At 65.0% G+C, this 17,029-nt stretch carries 16 protein-coding genes; 8 read left to right on the plus strand and 8 right to left on the minus strand.

Annotated elements, in window-relative coordinates:
- Positions 1-165 precede the first annotated feature (165 nt).
- The 5 genes from ACFW0B_RS22485 to ACFW0B_RS22505 form a co-directional block, all read right to left on the minus strand.
- The gene (locus tag ACFW0B_RS22485) at positions 166-357 is read right to left on the minus strand and encodes a hypothetical protein (protein WP_449151193.1); all 192 of its coding nucleotides are present in this window, start codon (positions 355-357) and stop codon (positions 166-168) included.
- A 211-nt stretch (positions 358-568) separates the two neighbouring features.
- Positions 569-1,963 (minus strand): efflux transporter outer membrane subunit, encoded by a 1,395-nt coding sequence (locus ACFW0B_RS22490; RefSeq protein WP_449151194.1) that lies wholly within the window; start codon positions 1,961-1,963, stop codon positions 569-571.
- The gene (locus ACFW0B_RS22495) at positions 1,960-5,148 is read right to left on the minus strand and encodes an efflux RND transporter permease subunit (protein WP_449151195.1); all 3,189 of its coding nucleotides are present in this window, start codon (positions 5,146-5,148) and stop codon (positions 1,960-1,962) included. The genes ACFW0B_RS22490 and ACFW0B_RS22495 overlap by 4 nt, the downstream gene beginning before the upstream one ends.
- 11 nt (positions 5,149-5,159) lie before the next feature.
- Positions 5,160-6,404 (minus strand): multidrug efflux RND transporter periplasmic adaptor subunit MexE, encoded by a 1,245-nt coding sequence (mexE, locus tag ACFW0B_RS22500; protein ID WP_449151196.1) that lies wholly within the window; start codon positions 6,402-6,404, stop codon positions 5,160-5,162.
- Between the two features lie 280 nt (positions 6,405-6,684).
- On the minus strand, positions 6,685-7,602 hold the full coding sequence (locus tag ACFW0B_RS22505; protein ID WP_449151197.1) for a LysR substrate-binding domain-containing protein: 918 nt from the start codon (positions 7,600-7,602) through the stop codon (positions 6,685-6,687).
- Between the two features lie 161 nt (positions 7,603-7,763).
- Here ACFW0B_RS22505 and ACFW0B_RS22510 point away from each other — a divergent pair, with 161 nt between their 5' ends.
- From ACFW0B_RS22510 to ACFW0B_RS22525, 4 genes are all read left to right on the plus strand, one after another.
- A complete protein-coding gene (locus ACFW0B_RS22510; protein WP_449151198.1) occupies positions 7,764-8,786 on the plus strand; it encodes a zinc-dependent alcohol dehydrogenase family protein in 1,023 nt (340 codons plus the stop codon).
- A 197-nt stretch (positions 8,787-8,983) separates the two neighbouring features.
- A complete protein-coding gene (locus ACFW0B_RS22515; protein ID WP_449151199.1) occupies positions 8,984-9,913 on the plus strand; it encodes an AraC family transcriptional regulator in 930 nt (309 codons plus the stop codon).
- Between the two features lie 103 nt (positions 9,914-10,016).
- Entirely contained in the window at positions 10,017-10,475 is a 459-nt protein-coding gene (locus tag ACFW0B_RS22520) for a (2Fe-2S)-binding protein (protein ID WP_449151200.1), read from the plus strand.
- Positions 10,476-10,486: 11 nt separating this feature from the next.
- Positions 10,487-12,730, plus strand: coding sequence for a xanthine dehydrogenase family protein molybdopterin-binding subunit (locus ACFW0B_RS22525; RefSeq protein WP_449151201.1), 2,244 nt, complete (start codon positions 10,487-10,489; stop codon positions 12,728-12,730).
- 1 nt (position 12,731) lies between these two features.
- Here the strand turns inward: ACFW0B_RS22525 and ptrC are convergent, their stop codons facing one another.
- Positions 12,732-12,926, minus strand: a complete 195-nt coding sequence (gene ptrC, locus ACFW0B_RS22530; protein ID WP_449151202.1) for a type III secretion system co-regulatory protein PtrC — start codon at positions 12,924-12,926, stop codon at positions 12,732-12,734.
- Positions 12,927-13,126: 200 nt separating this feature from the next.
- On the minus strand, positions 13,127-13,357 hold the full coding sequence (locus tag ACFW0B_RS22535) for a DUF2789 domain-containing protein (RefSeq protein WP_449151203.1): 231 nt from the start codon (positions 13,355-13,357) through the stop codon (positions 13,127-13,129).
- A gap of 85 nt (positions 13,358-13,442) precedes the next feature.
- Here ACFW0B_RS22535 and ACFW0B_RS22540 point away from each other — a divergent pair, with 85 nt between their 5' ends.
- Positions 13,443-13,868, plus strand: a complete 426-nt coding sequence (locus ACFW0B_RS22540) for a hypothetical protein (RefSeq protein WP_449151204.1) — start codon at positions 13,443-13,445, stop codon at positions 13,866-13,868.
- Between the two features lie 85 nt (positions 13,869-13,953).
- The gene (locus ACFW0B_RS22545) at positions 13,954-14,244 is read left to right on the plus strand and encodes a hypothetical protein (protein WP_449151205.1); all 291 of its coding nucleotides are present in this window, start codon (positions 13,954-13,956) and stop codon (positions 14,242-14,244) included.
- Between the two features lie 273 nt (positions 14,245-14,517).
- Here the strand turns inward: ACFW0B_RS22545 and ACFW0B_RS22550 are convergent, their stop codons facing one another.
- Positions 14,518-14,994, minus strand: a complete 477-nt coding sequence (locus ACFW0B_RS22550; RefSeq protein ID WP_449151206.1) for a hypothetical protein — start codon at positions 14,992-14,994, stop codon at positions 14,518-14,520.
- Positions 14,995-15,420: 426 nt separating this feature from the next.
- Between ACFW0B_RS22550 and ACFW0B_RS22555 the strand changes: the two genes are divergently transcribed.
- Together ACFW0B_RS22555 and ACFW0B_RS22560 are read left to right on the plus strand one after the other, a co-directional pair.
- Complete coding sequence (locus ACFW0B_RS22555; RefSeq protein ID WP_449151207.1) at positions 15,421-15,915, plus strand: cupin domain-containing protein; 495 nt, start codon at positions 15,421-15,423, stop codon at positions 15,913-15,915.
- 38 nt (positions 15,916-15,953) lie between these two features.
- The gene (locus tag ACFW0B_RS22560; RefSeq protein ID WP_449151208.1) at positions 15,954-16,973 is read left to right on the plus strand and encodes a hydroxyquinol 1,2-dioxygenase; all 1,020 of its coding nucleotides are present in this window, start codon (positions 15,954-15,956) and stop codon (positions 16,971-16,973) included.
- Positions 16,974-17,029: the final 56 nt, after the last annotated feature.

A 17,029-nucleotide genomic window follows, 5' to 3' on the forward strand; every position in this document is an offset into this window, starting at 1 on the left:
GCCTTCCGCTAGCACTTCCCCTTGCCGGGCGTGCAGAGGACTTCCACCTCCAAGTCGTCCAGTTCACCACCACAGTGAACCGAACAGCGCCAGTCACGGCGCTACGCGCCATGCCTGGCGCACCCAATAAGAAGGGACAGGCGAACCCGTCCCTTCTCGGTTGCTTCAGCCACGTTTGGCTTTTTCAGTGAGCTCTTTCTGCTGCGCGACTTCTTCCTGCACCTTGCGCTGCTGTTCGATCTGCGCAAGGCGCTTCTCGTAGCGGGCGACGGTGCGGTCGCCGCCGCCCGAAGCCAGGGCGCTACCGGCGCAAAGGGTTACGGCAAGCAGGGTGGCGGAAGTGATCAGGGTTTTCATGGTGGGTCTCCTATCGAGATCAAGGGTTGGGGTATCCAGAGCAATCTCCGAATTCGTTACGGCCGTCCTTGACGTGGTCCGTGGGCCCCGGGCGGCCGGCGTTGCCGGTCACCCGCGGATGCCCACGCGAACCTGAATAAAAAGCCCCGCGGCGAGGAGCACCACTCCGCGAGGCGAAGTTGCCGGCCGGGCCGGGCAAGGGAGGAAGGGATCAGGCCTGCGGCTGCCAACCGCCGCCGAGGGCCTTGTAGATAGCGACGATGCCGCGATAGACATCGGTTTCGGCCTGGGCCTGGGCGTCTTCGGCGGCCAGGCGTTCGCGTTCGGCGTCCAGCAGCACGAGGAAGTCCACTGTGCCTTCGCGGTAGCGCACGGCAGCCTGTTCGGCGGCGGCGCGGGTGGCTTCCGACTGGCGCACCAGGGACACCAGGCGCTCCTGGCGCTTGCTGTAGTCGCTGAAGGCGTTTTCCGATTCCTCCAGGGCCAGCAGCACCTGCTGTTCGTAGTTGGCCAGTGCGCCCTCGGCGTCGGCTTCCGAGGCGCGGATCCGCGCCCGCACGCTGCCGAGGTCGAAGGCGGCCCAGGAGATGGTCGGCGCCACGGCCCAGGCGCGGGCGGCGGAGGAACCGATCTGCGAGCCACGTCCGGCGGTGAAGCCGAGAAAGCCCGACAGGCTCACGCGGGGGAACAGGTCGGCGGTGGCCACGCCCACACCGGCAGTGGCGGCGGCCAGCTGGCGCTCGGCGGAGCGCACGTCGGGACGGCGGCGCAGCAGCTCGGCGGGATCGCCGATGGGCAGCGCCTTGGCGATCACCGGCAGCGGCTTGGGCGAGAGGTCCACGGTCAGTTGTTCCGGACGCTGGCCGAGCAGGGTGGCGATGCGATTGCGGGCGCGAGCTTCCTCGGCCTGCAATTGCGGAAGGCTGGCTTCGGTGGCGGCGAGGCGGCCATCGGCGCGCAGCACGTCCAGTTCGCTGCCGACGCCGGCATCGCGCAGTTGCTCGGTCAGGCTGCGGGACTCGCGCTGGTTCTCCAGGTTTTCGCGGGCGATGCGCTCGCGCAGCTGGGCGCCGCGCAGGTTGCCGTAGGCGTCCACCAACTCGGCGATCAGGCTCACCTGCAGCTGTTGCAGGTCGGCCTGGGCCGCGTCGGTTTCCGCTTCGCTGGCTTCGATCTGGCGCTGGATGCGGCCGAACAGGTCCAGTTCCCAGGCCATGTCCAGGCCCAGGTCGTAACGCTCGGCATTGACCCGCTCTTCGGTCTGGCCCGGCTGCTGGCCCTTGCCGATCACAGCACTGGCGCCGGCGGTGACCACCGGGAACTGGTCGTTGCCGACGTCATCGCGGATGGCGCGGGCTGCCTTGAGGCGGGCGAAGGCCACGCGCAGCTCGCGGTTTTCCTGGAGCGACTGCTGCACCAGCTGGTTCAGGGTCGGGTCGTCGAACTGTTGCCACCAGAGGCTCTCGAAGCGCGAACGGTCGACTTTCACGGCATCCGCCGCGGCGAGCCGCGCGGGCTCGCTTTCCGGGGCCTTGTAGTCCGGGCCTACGGCACAGGCGGAGAGCGCCAGGGCCAGCAGGGCAGGGGCAAAAGCCTTGTACATCATGCGTGGGCTTCCTTCAGTTTCTGGGCGCGGGAGGCCTTGCGGGCTTCGCGTTTTTCCACGAAGCCACGGATCAGGACGTAGAACACCGGGGTCAGCAGCAAGCCGAAGAAGGTCACGCCGATCATGCCGCTGAACACCGCCACGCCCATGGCATGGCGCATTTCCGCGCCGGCACCGGACGACAGCACCAGGGGCACCACGCCCATGATGAAGGCGATGGAGGTCATCAGGATCGGGCGCAGACGCAGGCGGCAGGCTTCCAGGACGGCGGCGACGCGGTCCAGGCCTTCTTCCTGTTTCTCCTTGGCGAACTCGACGATGAGGATGGCGTTCTTGCACGCCAGGCCCACCAGTACGATCAGGCCGATCTGGGTGAAGATGTTGTTGTCGCTGCCGGCCATGATCACCCCGGCAATGGCGGACACCAGCACGGTTGGCACGATCAGAATCACCGCCAGCGGCAGGCTCCAGCTCTCGTACTGGGCGGCCAGCACCAGGAAGGCCAGCAGCACGCAGAGCGGGAAGATGAACACCGCGGTATTGCCGGCGAGGATCTGCTGGTAGGTCAGGTCCGTCCACTCATAGGTCATGCCGTTGGGCAGTTCTTCCTTCAGCAGATTCTCGATCGCCGCCTCAGCCTGGCCGGAGCTGTAGCCTGGGGCGGCCGCGCCGTTGATCTCGGCAGTGATGAAGCCGTTGTAGTGCATTACGCGGTCAGGGCCCGAGGTGCTGTCGATCTTGACGAAGGTGGACAGCGGGACCATCTCGCCACGGTTGTTGCGGACCTTCAGCTGGCCGATCTGCTCCGGCTCCATGCGGAATTGCTGGTCGGCCTGGACGTTGACCTGGTAGGTGCGACCGAAACGGTTGAAGTCGTTGGCGTACAGCGAGCCCAGGTACACCTGCATGGTGTCGAAGATGTCGCTGATGGCCACGCCGTGGGTCTTGGCCTTTTCGCGGTCGATGGCGGCATCCACCTGGGGCACGTTGACCTGGTAGCTGGTGAACAGCGACATGGGGTTCAGCTCCGGCAACTGGCGCGCCTTGGCGATGACGTTCTGGGTCTGCTTGTACAGCTCCTCGTAGCCCAGGTTGCCGCGATCCTCCACCTGCAGGCGGAAGCCGCCGATGGTGCCCAGGCCCCGCACGGGCGGCGGTGGGAAGATGGCGATATAGGCATCCTGGATGTCCGCGAACTGCTTGTTCAGCTCGGCGGCGATGGCACCGGCGGACATGGACGGGGCCTTGCGCTCATCGAAAGGCTTGAGCGGGGTGAACACGATGCCGCTGTTCGGGCTGTTGGTGAAGCCGTTGATGGACAGGCCCGGGAAGGCCACCGAGTTCTCCACGCCCGGGTGCTTGGCGGCGATCTCCGACATGCGTTTGATCACCGCTTCGGTGCGGTCCAGGGTGGCGGCGTCCGGCAGTTGGGCAAAGGCCACCAGGTACTGCTTGTCCTGGGGCGGCACGAAGCCGGTCGGGGTGCTGGAGAAGCCCAGGTAGCCGAGCACCAGCAGGCCGCCATAGACCAGCATGGCGATGCTGCTGCTGCGCAGTACGCGACGTACGGTCCCGACGTAGCCGAAACCGGCACGATCGAAGACGCGGTTGAACGGGTTGAACAGCCAGCGGCCCAGCAGTTTGTCGAGGATGCGCGAGAAGCGGTCCTTGGGCGCGTGGTGATCCTTCAGCAGCACGGCGGCCAGGGCCGGCGACAGGGTCAGGGAGTTGAAGGCCGAAATCACCGTGGAGATGGCGATGGTCAGGGCGAACTGTTGGAAGAACTGACCGGTGAGGCCGGAGATGAAGGCGGTCGGCACGAACACGGCGCACAGCACCAGGGCGGTGGCGATGATCGGGCCGGTCACTTCCTTCATGGCCTGGCGGGTGGCCTCGATGGGCGATCTGCCGAGGCCGATGTTCCGTTCGACGTTTTCGACCACCACGATGGCGTCGTCCACCACGATGCCGATGGCCAGCACCAGGCCGAACAGCGACAAGGCGTTGAGGGAGAAGCCGAACAGGTGCATCACTGCGAAGGTGCCGATCAGCGATACCGGCACGGCCGCCAGCGGGATGATCGAGGCACGCCAGGTCTGCAGGAACAGGATCACCACCAGCACCACCAGCACGATGGCTTCGAGCAGGGTGTGGACCACCGCCTCGATGGAGCCGCGCACGAAGATTGTCGGGTCATAGACGATTTCGTAGTCCATGCCCTGGGGGAACTTCTGCTTCAGCTCGGCCATGCGGGCGCGCACCGCATCGGAGATGTCGATGGCGTTGGAGCCGGGGCGCTGGAAGACCGGAATCGCGACCGCCGGCTTGTTGTTCAGCAGCGAACGCAGGGCGTACTGGTTGGACCCCAGCTCGACGCGGGCGATGTCCTTCAGACGCGTGATTTCTCCGTCGTCGCCGGCCCGGATGATGATGTTCTCGAACTCTTCCTCAGTAACGAGGCGGCCCTGGGTGTTGATGGAGAGCTGGAAGCTGTTGCCACCGTCCACCGGCGGAGCGCCGAGCGCACCGGCGGCCACCTGGCGGTTCTGTTCGCGGATGGCGTTGATCACGTCGGTGGCGGTGAGGTTGCGCGAGGCCACCTTGTTCGGGTCGAGCCAGACGCGCAGGGAGTAGTTGCCCATGCCGAACAGTTGCACGTCGCCCACGCCCTCCAGGCGTGCCAGCTCGTCCTTGATGTTGAGCGCCGCGTAGTTCGACAGATAGAGCATGTCGTAGCGGTCATCCGGCGAGGTCAGGTGGACCACCATGGTCAGGTCCGGGGAGGACTTGTCGACGGTCACGCCCAGGCGCTGCACCTCGGTGGGTAGAGTGGGCATGGTGCGGGTGACGCGGTTCTGCACCTGCACCTGGGCGTTGTCCAGGTCAGTACCCAGGGCGAAGGTGACGGTCAGGCTCAGCTTGCCGTCGTTAGTGGCCTGGGACGACATGTAGAGCATGCCTTCCACGCCGACGATGGCCTGTTCCAGCGGCGAGGCGACGGTTTCACCGATCACCTTGGGGTTGGCGCCGGGGAAGGTGGCGCGCACCACCACGGTCGGCGGCACCACTTCCGGGTATTCACTGATGGGCAGCTGGAACAGCGAGATGGCGCCGCCGATCAGGATCAGCAGCGACAGCACGGCGGCGAAGATCGGCCGCTGAATGAAGAACTGGGAAAAATTCATGGTGTGCTACCTCAGCCGCGCGGACCGGCGGAAGGTTTGCTGGTGTTCTGCTCGGCAAGGCGCGGGGCGTCACGCTCTTCTACGGACTGACGCAGGCGTGCCAGCTGGTCGAGGGTGGCTTCGTCGGCCATGGGCACGGCTTCCGGTTCCACTGGGGCTCCCGGCATGGCGCGCTGCAGGCCGTTGATGACGATCTTCTCGCCCTTGGCCAGGCCATGGCGGACGATGCGCAGGCCTTCCAGCTTCGGCCCCAGCTCGATGGCGCGGTAGGCCACCTTGTTGTCCTCACCCAGCACCAGGACGAACTTCTTGCCCAGGTCGGTGCCGATGGCTTCGTCCTTGATCAGTGCGGCCGGGTAGGTTTCGCTGCCCACCAGCTTGATGCGGGCGTAGAGGCCGGGGGTGAAGCGGCCGTCCTTGTTGTCGAACACGGCGCGGCCGCGGATGGTGCCGGTGCGCGGGTTGACCTGGTTGTCGAGGAAGTCCAGCTGGCCCAGGTGCGGGTTGCCGGTTTCATTGGACAAGCCCATGTAGACGGGGCTGGCGGCGCGGGTGTCGGAGCCGGTCTTGCGGGCCAGCTCCACATATTTGAGGAAGGCGCGCTCGTCGGCGTCGAAGTAGGCGTAGACCTTGTCGGTGGACACCACCGAGGTCAGCAGCGACTGGCCGGCGTTGACCAGGTTGCCCTCGGTGATCTCGGCGCGGCTGACGCGGCCATCGATGGGGGCGGTGATGCGGGTGAAGCTGAGGTTGAGCCTGGCGTTGTCCAATTCCGCCTGGGTGGCGGCGACGGCGGCCTGTGCTTCGGTGGCAGCGCTGGTGCGGGCATCGGCCAGTTCGGCGGAGATGGCGTTGCTCTGACGCAGGCGCTCACCGCGGCGGGCCTCGTTGGCAGCGCGGGTCTGGTTGGCGCGGGCCTGCTGCAGCTGGGCTTCCAGGCGCTTGACCTCAGCCTCGAAGGGACGCGGGTCGATCTGGAACAGCAGGTCGCCTTTCTTCACCAGGCTGCCTTCGTCGAAGGCCACGCGGTCGATGTAACCGGAAACGCGCGGGCGGATTTCGACGGATTCGGGGGCTTCCAGGCGGCCGGTGAACTCATCCCACTCGTTGAGGGGCTGCTCGATCACCGCGGCGACGGTGACTTTCGGGGCTGCGCGGTTGAGGTTGGCTTCCGGTGCCTTGCCACAGGCGACCAGTACCACTGCTGCAGCAAGGGTAAGGGGATAACGCCAGAGATTCTTGTGAAATGCTTCCATGGGACAGCTCCGCCAATTGGTTTTTTTTGAATGGGCGGAGTCTGCAAGCTGGGATTCGACCAGACGAATCGAATGCCCTGAAGATGAATATCACTGGAAGTGATTGATCAGGGTGGGGTTATGGATTTGTTGATCAGCGGGAAAGTAGAGGTGGGAACATTGTGGGGGCGAATTCATTCGCTATGCAGTCCGCAGGACTGCCTTGCCTGAGGGGCTGCTGCGCAACCCTTAGCGAATGAATTCGCCCCCACAGGAAAAGCAACAGAAGTGCAGGCGGGGGTTATTCCAGGCTATCCGGATCGCCGCAATACATCTGGATGCGCGAACGCAGCCAGCGCTCGGCGGGGTCGTTGTCCTGGGCGCCGCGCCAGGCCATGGACAGCTCGAAGGACTGGGTCGGCATGGGCGGGTCTTCGGCACGCAGGCCGCCGGCGGCGGTCAGGGCGGCGGCGGTGTAGTCCGGCACCATGGCCACCAGGTCGGTGCCGGCAAGCAGGGTGCCGAGGCCGTTGAACTGCGGCACCGCGAGTACCACCTTGCGGGACTTGCCCAGCTTGGCGAGTTCTTCATCGACGAAGCCGCCCAGGTCGCCGGCGAAGGACACCAGGGCGTGGGGCCGTGCGCAGTAGTCGTCCAGGCTCAGCGTGCCGGGCACCGAATCGGCGCGCAGCACCTTGGGCCTGGAGCGGCGCAAGGTCTTGCGCTTGGCGTTGGCCGGCAGCTCTTCGGTATAGGCGACGCCCACGGAAATCTCGCCGGAGGCCAGCAGGTTGGGCATCAGCAGATAGTTGGTGCGCCGCACCACCAGCACCACGCCGGGCGCTTCGGCGCGCAGGCGGCGGAGCAGGGCGGGGAGCAGGGCGAACTCCACGTCGTCCGACAGGCCGATGCGGAACACCGCATTGCTGGTGGCCGGATCGAAATCGGCGGCCCGGCTGACGGCGGTGGAGATGGAATCCAGGGCCGGGGAGAGCAGGGCGAAGATCTCCATGGCCCGCGCCGAGGGCTCCATGCTGCGTCCGGTACGGACGAACAGCGGATCGTCGAACAGGGTGCGCAGCCGCGCCAGCGCTGCGCTGATCGCCGGCTGGCCGAGGAAGAGCTTTTCGGCTGCGCGGGTCACGCTGCGCTCGTGCATGAGCGTCTCGAACACTATAAGAAGGTTGAGATCAACTCTTCGCAGATCGTTCCGGTTCATGGAATTATCCGTAATTGATGTGTGAAAGGTGCAATTCCCCGGTCCTGTCGTCAAGGCTCGCATCATCGCCGTTTATGACGACTATCAATGGCTGCGGGTGGTTTTGTGAATAAAGCCCGGATAGAGTCCGTGGTTATGAAGAATCACAGGCGAGGTATGTGATGTCCCGCATGATCCGTTTCCATCAGTTCGGAGGCCCCGAAGTCCTCCAGCTGGACGAGCTGCCGACCCCAGTTCCGGGGCCGGGCGAAGTGCTGGTGCGTACCCAGGCCCTGGGTGTGGGTTGGAGGGACGTGCTCTGGCGGCAGAACCTGGCGGCCGAACAAGTGGCTCAACTACCTTCCGGCCTTGGCTCGGAGATGGCCGGCATCGTGGAAGCCGTTGGCGAGGGCGTTGACGACCTCGCTGTCGGCACTCCCGTTGCCAGCTTCCCGGCCAGCACGCCGAGCCGGCATCCGGCCTGGGGCGACTTGGTGCTGATGCCGCACAACGGTCTGGTCGCCTACCCCGACGTCCTGACGCCGGAGCAAGCCTGCGTGCACTACACGGCTCTGCTGATGGCCTATTTCGCCCTGGTCGACCTGGGCGGTGTGAAGCCAGGCCAGAATGTCCTGGTCACCGAAGCCGGGCAGTGCCTGGCGCCGCAGACCGTCCAGCTGGCGAAGGCGCTGGGTGCCAAGGTCATCGCCTCTAGCAGCCGCCCGGAAAGCCGTGCCTTCCTCAAGCAACTGGGTGCCGACAAGATCATCATCACTGAAGAGCAGGACCTGGTTCTGGAGGTCGAGCGCTTCACCCAGGGCAAGGGCGTGGAAATCGTTCTCGACCAGTGCGCCGGCCAGCAGATGAAGCTTTTGGGCGATGTCGCCGCACAGCGCGGCAAGCTGGTGATCTACGGCTGCAACGGCGGCAACGACACCGCGTTCCCGGCCTGCGCCGCGTTCAAGAAGCATCTGCAGTTCTATCGTCATTGCGTACTCGACTTCACCGGTTCTCCGGAGCTGGGCATCGAGGCCAACGAGGCTTCGGTCAAGCGGGCGCTGGACCATATCAACCAGATGACCCGCGATCATCTGTTGAAGCCTCCGATTGATCGCGTATTCGCGTTCGAGGACTTCGTCGAGGCCAACCGTCACATGGAAACCTGCCCGGCAGGTGGGCGTGTGGTGATGAAGGTTGCCGACTGAGGAAGGCGGGGCGGGCCCTTGGGTCCGCCCCGAATCTTTCTTGTTGTGGAATGTTGGGCAGTGTGCCGCGCGAGGCGGTCGGGTCGATAGCCAAATCCTGCTGGATTATTGCCTGATCCTCCAGAACCGCTTCCAGACGCGAGACGAGTCTGCAAGCCGTGGGTAGAGTTGGCCCATCTTCCCGGAGGGTCAAAGCCATGAATGCACAAGCATTCCTCGCCACTCAGGAATCCGATTCCGCCGCGCGCCAGCAGCAGGAGCTGGTGCGGATCATTGAACGATTCACCCGCCAGGGCAGCCTGCTGGAAACGGCCATTCCGGGGCTCATCCTGTATCGCGCGACCCAGCCCAGCGAGCCGCTGCACTGCCTTTACGAGCCGGCCCTGGGCCTGGTGGTGCAGGGGCGCAAGAAAGTGCTGCTGGGCGAGGAGACCTACTACTACGGGCCGTCGCAATACCTGGTGGTGTCCGTTGACCTGCCGGTGATCGGCCAGGTCATCGAGGCTAGCCCCGAGGTGCCGTATCTCAGCCTGCGCCTGGACCTCGACCCCAAGGAAATCAGCAGTCTGCTGATGGAACTGCCGATTCCCATACCCGCGCCGCAGTCCTGTCCGCGCTGCCTGTCGGTCAGCGGATTGGGCGATTCGCTGCAGGACGCCGTGCTGCGCCTGGTGCGGCTGCTGGATACCCCCGAAGACATCTCTGCGCTGGCGCCGCTGGTGCGCCGCGAGATTCTCTATCGCCTGTTGCGCGGCGAGCAGTGCGCGCAGCTGCGCCAGATCGCCAGCAGCGGCACCCAGGGGCATCGCATCAGCCGGGCGGTGAACTGGTTGCGCAAGAACTTCCATCAGCCGCTGCAGATCGAGCGCCTGGCCAGCGAGGTGAACATGAGCACCTCGGCGCTGCATCACCATTTCAAGGCGATGACGGCCATGAGCCCGCTGCAGTTCCAGAAGCAGTTGCGTCTGCAGGAGGCACGCCGGCTGATGCTGGTGGAAGCCCTGGACGCCGCCAGCGCCGGTGGCCGGGTGGGCTACGAAAGCCCTTCGCAGTTCAGCCGCGAATACAGCCGGCTGTTCGGCGCGCCGCCCGTGCGGGACATCGCGCGCCTGCGCCAGTCGGCGTGAAATCGCCCCGGCAGGGGCGACCCGTACCAGCCTTACCCTGAATTCCTGCCCGGCGACGCCGGGCGGCTTTTCCTGAACCATCCAGACAGAGGTGGTGAACCTGATGATTACGCTCAACCTGAACGGCAACGACCACGAACTCGACGTGCTCGCTGACATGCCCCTGCTGTGGGCCCTGCGCGACGTCGCCAACCTGACCGGCACCAAGTACGGCTGTGGCATGGCCCTGTGCGGCGCCTGCACGGTGCATATCGACGGACAGGCGACGCGCTCCTGCGTCACGCCGGTTTCGGCGGTGGTGGGCAAGAAGATCACCACGGTCGAGGCGGTGGCCGAAGACCCGGTGGGCAAGGCCGTGCAGGCTGCCTGGCGCAAGCTCGACGTGGTGCAGTGCGGTTATTGCCAGTCCGGGCAGATCATGTCCGCCACCGCGCTGCTGCGGGGCAAGCCGAAGCCGAGCGATGCCGATATCGACGCGGCCATGAGCGGCAACATCTGCCGCTGCGCCACCTACGTGCGGATTCGCGCGGCCATCCACGAAGCTGCCGGCAGCCTGGCTTGAGGAGAATCGACATGGGCACCTTCGAAACCGGAACCCGGGCGGCCAGCGGCATTCTCAACCTCAGCCGGCGCACCTTCCTCAAGGGCAGCGGCGGCCTTGCCCTCGGCATTGCCTTCGCTCCCCTGCTGCGGGGTGGCGAAGCGCTGGCTGCTACTGCCGAACCCTTCACACCCAACGCCTTCGTCCGTATCGCCGGCGATGGCAGCGTGACCATCCTCGCCAAGCATGTGGAGATGGGGCAGGGGGCCTACACCGGCCTGGCCACCCTGCTGGCCGAGGAACTGGATGCCGACTGGAGCCAGGTGCGCGTCGAGGGCGCGCCGGCCAACGCCGCGCTCTACAACAACCTCGCCTTCGGCCCGATGCAGGGCACCGGCGGCAGCTCGGCCATCGCCAATTCCTTCGAGCAGATGCGCAAGGCGGGTGCCAGCGCCCGCGCCATGCTGGTGGCGGCCGCCGCCGAACAATGGCAGGTGCCGGCCGCGGAGATCAGCGTGAGCAAGGGCGTGGTCAGCCATGCCGCGTCCGGCAGGCAGGCCGGCTTTGGCGAGTTGGCCGAGGCCGCGGCGCGCCAGCCGCTGCCGAACGAGGTGAGGCTCAAGTCGCCCGAGGACTTCACGCTGATCGGCCAGGAGCGCCTGTCCCGCAAGGACAGCGCCGACAAGACCGACGGCAGCGCCACCTTCACCCAGGATTTCAAGCTGCCCGGCATGCTGGTGGCAGTGGTCGCCTATCCGCCGCGTTTCGGTGGCGTGCCGAAGACTGTCGATGCGAGCAAGGCCAAGGCCGTGCCCGGCGTGGTCGAAGTGGTGGAGTTCAAGGACACGCCCCATGGCCGGGCCGGCGTGGCGGTGCTGGCGACGAACACCTGGGCCGCGCGCCAGGGGCGTGACGCCCTGGTGGTGGAATGGGATGAAAGCAAGGCTTTCAGACTGGGCAGCGACGAGATCTTCGCCCGCTACCGCGAGGCGGCGAGCACGGAAGGACGGATCGCCAGCAGGCAGGGCGACATCGCGGCGGCCCTGGCGCAACCGGCCAGGCTGATCGAGGCTGACTACGAGTTCCCCTATCTGGCCCACGCCGCCATGGAACCGATGAACTGCCTGGTGAAGATGTCCGCCGGCCAGTGCGATGTGTGGAACGGCGAGCAGTTCCAGACGGCGGACCAGTTGGCGATTGCCAAGTACCTGGGCATTCCGGCAGAGAAGGTCAGCATCACCCAGCTCTACGCCGGCGGCAGTTTCGGCCGTCGCGCCAATCCGCAGTCGGATTACCTGCTGGAGGCGGTGGCCATCGCCAGGGCGGCCCGTGCCAAGGGGCACGACGTGCCGGTGAAACTGGTCTGGACCCGCGAGGATGACACCCACGGCGGCTTCTTCCGCCCGGCCTACCTGCACCGTGCGCGCCTGGCGCTGGACGCCGAAGGCCGGCTGCAGGGCTGGCATCAGCGCGTGGTGGGGCAGTCCATCCTCAAGGGCACGGCCTTCGAGGCCGCGATGGTGAAGGACGGCATCGACCGCACCTCGGTGGAGGGCGCGGCCAACCTGTCCTATGCGGTGCCCAACCTGCAGGTGGAGCTGCATACGCCGGATGACATCAGCGTCCCGGTGCAATGGTGGCGCTCGGTGGGCCACACCCATACCGCCTATGCGGTGGAAACCCTGATCGACCAGGCAGCCACCACCGCAGGCAAGGACCCCTACACCTACCGTCACGCGCTGCTGGGCAAGAAGCCGCGCCATCTCGGTGTGCTGGAACTGGCCGCGCGGAAGGCCGGCTGGGACCAGCCGCTGAAACCGGGGGGCGAAGGCGAGAAGCGTGGCCGGGGCATCGCGGTGCACGAGTCCTTCGGCTCCTTCGTCGCCCAGGTTGCGGAGGTGACGGTCAGGGCCGATGGCAGCTTCAAGGTGGATCGGGTGGTCTGCGCGGTGGACTGCGGCCTGGCGATCAATCCGGATGTGATCCGCGCGCAGATGGAGGGCGGTATCGGCTACGGCCTGGCGGCCGCGCTGCACGGCGCCATCACCCTGAAGGAAGGCGTGGTCGAGCAATCCAACTTCCACGACTTCCAGGTGTTGCGGATCAACGAGATGCCGGTGGTGGAGGTGCACATCGTGCCATCGACGCAAGCGCCGACCGGGGTAGGGGAGCCGGGTGTGCCGCCTATCGCGCCGGCGGTGGCCAATGCCCTCTACGCGGCGGTGGGGCAGCGCATCTACAGGCTGCCGTTGCCTCGGCAGGTGCAGCAGGCCTGATTCAGGCTGCCTGGGCGGCGCAGATCAGCTCGCGCAGGGCCTTGCGCTCGGCCACTGGAGTCGGGGCCTGGCGCACGGCCAGGCGGCCATCTTCCAGGCCGATCACCACTTCGGTTTCGAAGTGCAGGCGGAGTTCGTCGAGGGTGACGTGGGTGACCTGGTACAGGCCGTCGCTGATTCGAGGGTCGGCAGGCATGGCGTTGGTCTCGTTCCGATTGGCCGCAGGGCCGATGGAGCGATAGTGCCGCCGGGGCAGCCAGCGCGGAATTGAAAGGGGGTGATGATGAACATCATTCCCATCGATGGTTTTATCGGGGGCCATGTCATTTGCTCTGCCTGTAGGGGTGCACGACTTTTGTAGGGGTGAATCTGGGCGAACGTCTTTTTGCGCTCCGCTCATTTGCTCAGGAGCACCGCCAGTTCGTCGGCTTCCTCGGCCCAGTCGGAATCTTCCAGAAGGGCATCGCGCAGGAAGGCGGACTGGGCCTGGTTCCAGAACGGCGCGTCCGGCAGGGGCTGGCCCACCGCCAGTCGGTTGTTGGTGACGAAGCGCTCGATGTCGCTCTTGCCGGAGGGCAGGCCGAGCTGGTCGAAAAGGGCGCTGAGGGAATGGCGGCTGGTATCCATGATGGGTCTCCGGTGGGGCGTTGAACGGGAAAAAGGCCTCCAACGACTATAGACCCTGTGCCGGCCATGACCGCCGGGTAGCAGCATGTCGGCTAAGGTCGGCACGGGCTTGCACTGGATGCAGGCTTGGCTAGCCTCACACAAAAACGCAGACAAGAACCTTGGGCCACCTGAAGCAGGGGGCGAAATGGGCGTTCAGAGCGAGCAGAAACATTCATTTCGGGATCCGGTAGAAGCGCTGCTGCTGGTCGCTCCGATCTGGTCGCCCGTGCTGTTCATCTTTCTCGCCCAGCTGCTCCATGAATTCTTCCAGATCAACTGGTTGTTCAACTCCAGCCTGAGCACCTTCGGCATGTTCCTGGTGCCGGCTATTTCGGCGCTGCCGCTGATCCACGATTCACCTCGCCCGCTGTCCGCCAGACTGCTGCTGGCAGGTGTCTATTATCTGGTTGGAGTGGCGGCGATCTTCCTGATGTCCTGGGGATTGCTGCTGTACACCGGCTATAGCTGATCCCGTCGCGGAACCCGGTGCGTGGCCACGGATCAAAGGTCCCGGGTCCGCAGATTCGGCGGATCGTCCCACTACGGAGCTATCCATGACCCCTTTGAAGAAACTCGCGCTCATTGGCCTGGCGGCCTTGCCACTGGCTGGTTGCATGAAAGAGGAACCCATCGACCAGGCGGTGCTCTGCACCTACAGCACCGATGCCGAGGCCAAGTTGTGCAAGCCCGGGCAGATGTCCTGGTTCAAGGCGGGCAAGGCGGTCAACCAGGCCCTGCCGCTGAGCGTGGCGGCGGCCTATTGCGACTTCAATCACCAGGTCATGTACAACGAGGCGGGGGTGATCTGCGTGTTCACCGACAAGCGCCTGAGCATGGTGAAGTAAGGGCGATGTCTTCAGTGCGGCCGGTGGAAAGCGCGGCTCGCCCAGGGCTGACTGTCGATTGTGGGGGCGAATTCATTCGCCAAGGTCGGCGAAGCTGCCCCGTCGAGGCTGTGTGGCGAACCTGCGGTGCGCATAGCGATTGAAATCGCCCCCACATCCGACAGCCCGGGTTTTCCGCTTCCCAAAAAGACTGAAGGCGCCACAAGTGGCGCCTTCTGCCTTTCGAGGGAATGCATACATCGTGATTGCCTGCCTCTGAACGCTGCTCCGGGATCAGCCGATGCGGTTGGCGCCAGTGCGGTCGGCACCGCCTTCGGCAACTCGCAGGGACTGGGAGCGCTCGGAACCACCTTCAGCTACATCGAACGCCTTGGTGCGGTCGGAACCACCTTCAGCTACGTCGAACGCCTTGGTGCGATCAGAACCACCTTCAGCGACGCGCAGGGATTGGGAACGCTCGGAACCACCTTCGGCCACGTCGAAGGCCTTGGTGCGATCAGAACCGCCTTCAGCGACGCGCAGGGACTGGGAGCGCTCGGAACCATCTTCGGCTACGCGGAAACCATTGGTACGGTCAGAACCACCTTCAGCGATACGGTTGGCACCGGTACGGTCGGCGCCGCCTTCGGCTACGCGGTGGATGCTGGTGCGATCGGAGCCGCCTTCAGCGACAACGGCACCCTGGGGCAGGGCAAAGGCGGTGGCGGACAGGCTGGCGATGAACAGGCTGGCAAGGATTTGCTTTTTCATTTTCGGGCACCTCGGTAAGGGTTGGAATTCGTCTACGGGGCCCATGTTACCGATGTGATTTCGATGAAGAAGTGAAGCTGCGTGATGGTTACCATCGACGCCGATGATAATTGTGTGAGTGCTAATAAAAACAAATAGTTAGGCGTTTATCTTGAGCGTTGTTACGCCGAATGGAAGGGCTTTTTTCATGAATTTGAATAATCGATTAGTTCGATTAATTTGGGTGATAGACGTCTTCCATCGTCTCCCCTGATACATCTTTTCTTGCGCGGCCAGGCTCGCTGTCCTGCCTGAAAGTACCGTTCCAGAGGCGCTGCGGCACTGTTCGCGTTTTGCAAACACTGTTGTCGCCTGTGCTGGAATTGTTGCTTGCCGGGGACGCTCGTAACGTTCACCCACCCACTACAACAACAAACGGTGAATGAGATGAGCACTGCCGCGTACCGAACTGTCTTCGGCTCGCTCGACGACCATCGCATGGGATCGATCGAGATCATCCAGGGCGAAGCCCGCCACTATGCCTTCTCCAACATCTTTGACGTTGCCAGCCGCTCCGCCCCTTATGAAAAGGTGGTGGTCGGCCTGAACCTTGGCTACGTCATCGAGACCCTGCGTGCCGAAGGCACCTCGCCCTGGTACACCGCCGCCCACGACGAATTCGCCATCTCGGTGGACGGCGAGGTGCGGGTGGATTTCCTCAAGCTGGACGAATCGCTGGCCGACGGCGAAGGCACTCGCCTGGCTGGCGAGCAGCCCAAGGGCCGCCCCATGGGTTACGTCCTGCTCAAGCGCGGTCACCAGGCCCTGTTGCCGGCCGGTTGCGCCTACCGCTTCGAAAGCGCCCGGCCTTCGGTGCTCCTGCTGCAGACCATCAAGGGACCGCTGTCGGTGGAGAAGTGGGCAGACATCTGCCTGAAGTGACCGCCCCGACCCACCACCAGAACAAGAGGACATCCACCATGGCCATGCTCGAAACCCTCGACACCTCCGCCAGCTTCGCCGCCGATGAAGTCGAAGCCAGCCAGCCTGACCCAGTCACCGGCTACCGCAGCTTCAAGCTGGGCGCCTTCACCCTGTCCCGCGATGAATACTTCGTGCGCATCCAGTGGCCGGCCAAGGGCCAGACGCGCTCCCACCTGATCCCCGTTGATGCCTTCCTGCGTGCCACCATGCGCGACGTGGCCTGGGGCTTCTTCTATGGCTGGGTGAACTTCGACGAAGTGATAGGTACCCGCAACCACTACGGCAAGGTCGACCTCTACGCCGGCACCTTCAACGGCGTGCTGCGCGAGGCGGGCGTCGACTACACCGAGCAGTTCGAAACGCCGAAGATCATGGCTACCTTCAAGGCCATCCTGCGGGACTGGACCAACGCCGGTTTCGACCCCTTCGCCGCGCCGGAAGAAACCGGCAGCGCCTTCGGCCGCAAGAACGGCGACAACATCGAGGCCATCGAGCGCTTCCGCGTGGCCACCCGGCGCATGCCCGGCCTGCCGGACGACTCGCCGCTGCGCAATGACCTGCCGGTGAACCGCCAGTTCGCCGATGTGCCCCAGGACGAGCCGGAAATCCACGCCGCAGAAGGCTTCGAGGGCGAGCTGCATGCCTTCAACCTGTACAAGTACCTGTCCCGCTCCGACGTGACCTGGAACCCCTCGGTGAGCTCGGTGTGCAAGGCCAGCCTGTTCTGCCCGACCACCGAGGAGTTCATCCTCCCGGTGTTCCACGGCAACGACCGCGTGGAGTGGTTCCTGCAGCTGTCCGACGAAATCATCTGGGATGTGGCCGACAAGGACGACGGCGCGCCGCGTGCCCGCATCACCATGCGTCCCGGCGATATCTGCGCCATGCCGGCGGACATCCGTCACCAGGGTTATTCCACCAAGCGCTCCATGCTGCTGGTGTGGGAAAACGCCACGCCTGACCTGCCGCAGCGCTACGAGAGCGGCGAACTTGCGCCGTATCCGGTGGAGTTCTGAGGCCATGACACCCCTCTCCCGCGTGCGGGAGAGGGGGCGGGGAAGAGGGTAGGCCG

Origin of the sequence: Metapseudomonas phytobenefica, assembly GCF_043392685.1 — a bacterium.
Taxonomy (GTDB): Bacteria; Pseudomonadota; Gammaproteobacteria; order Pseudomonadales; family Pseudomonadaceae; genus Metapseudomonas.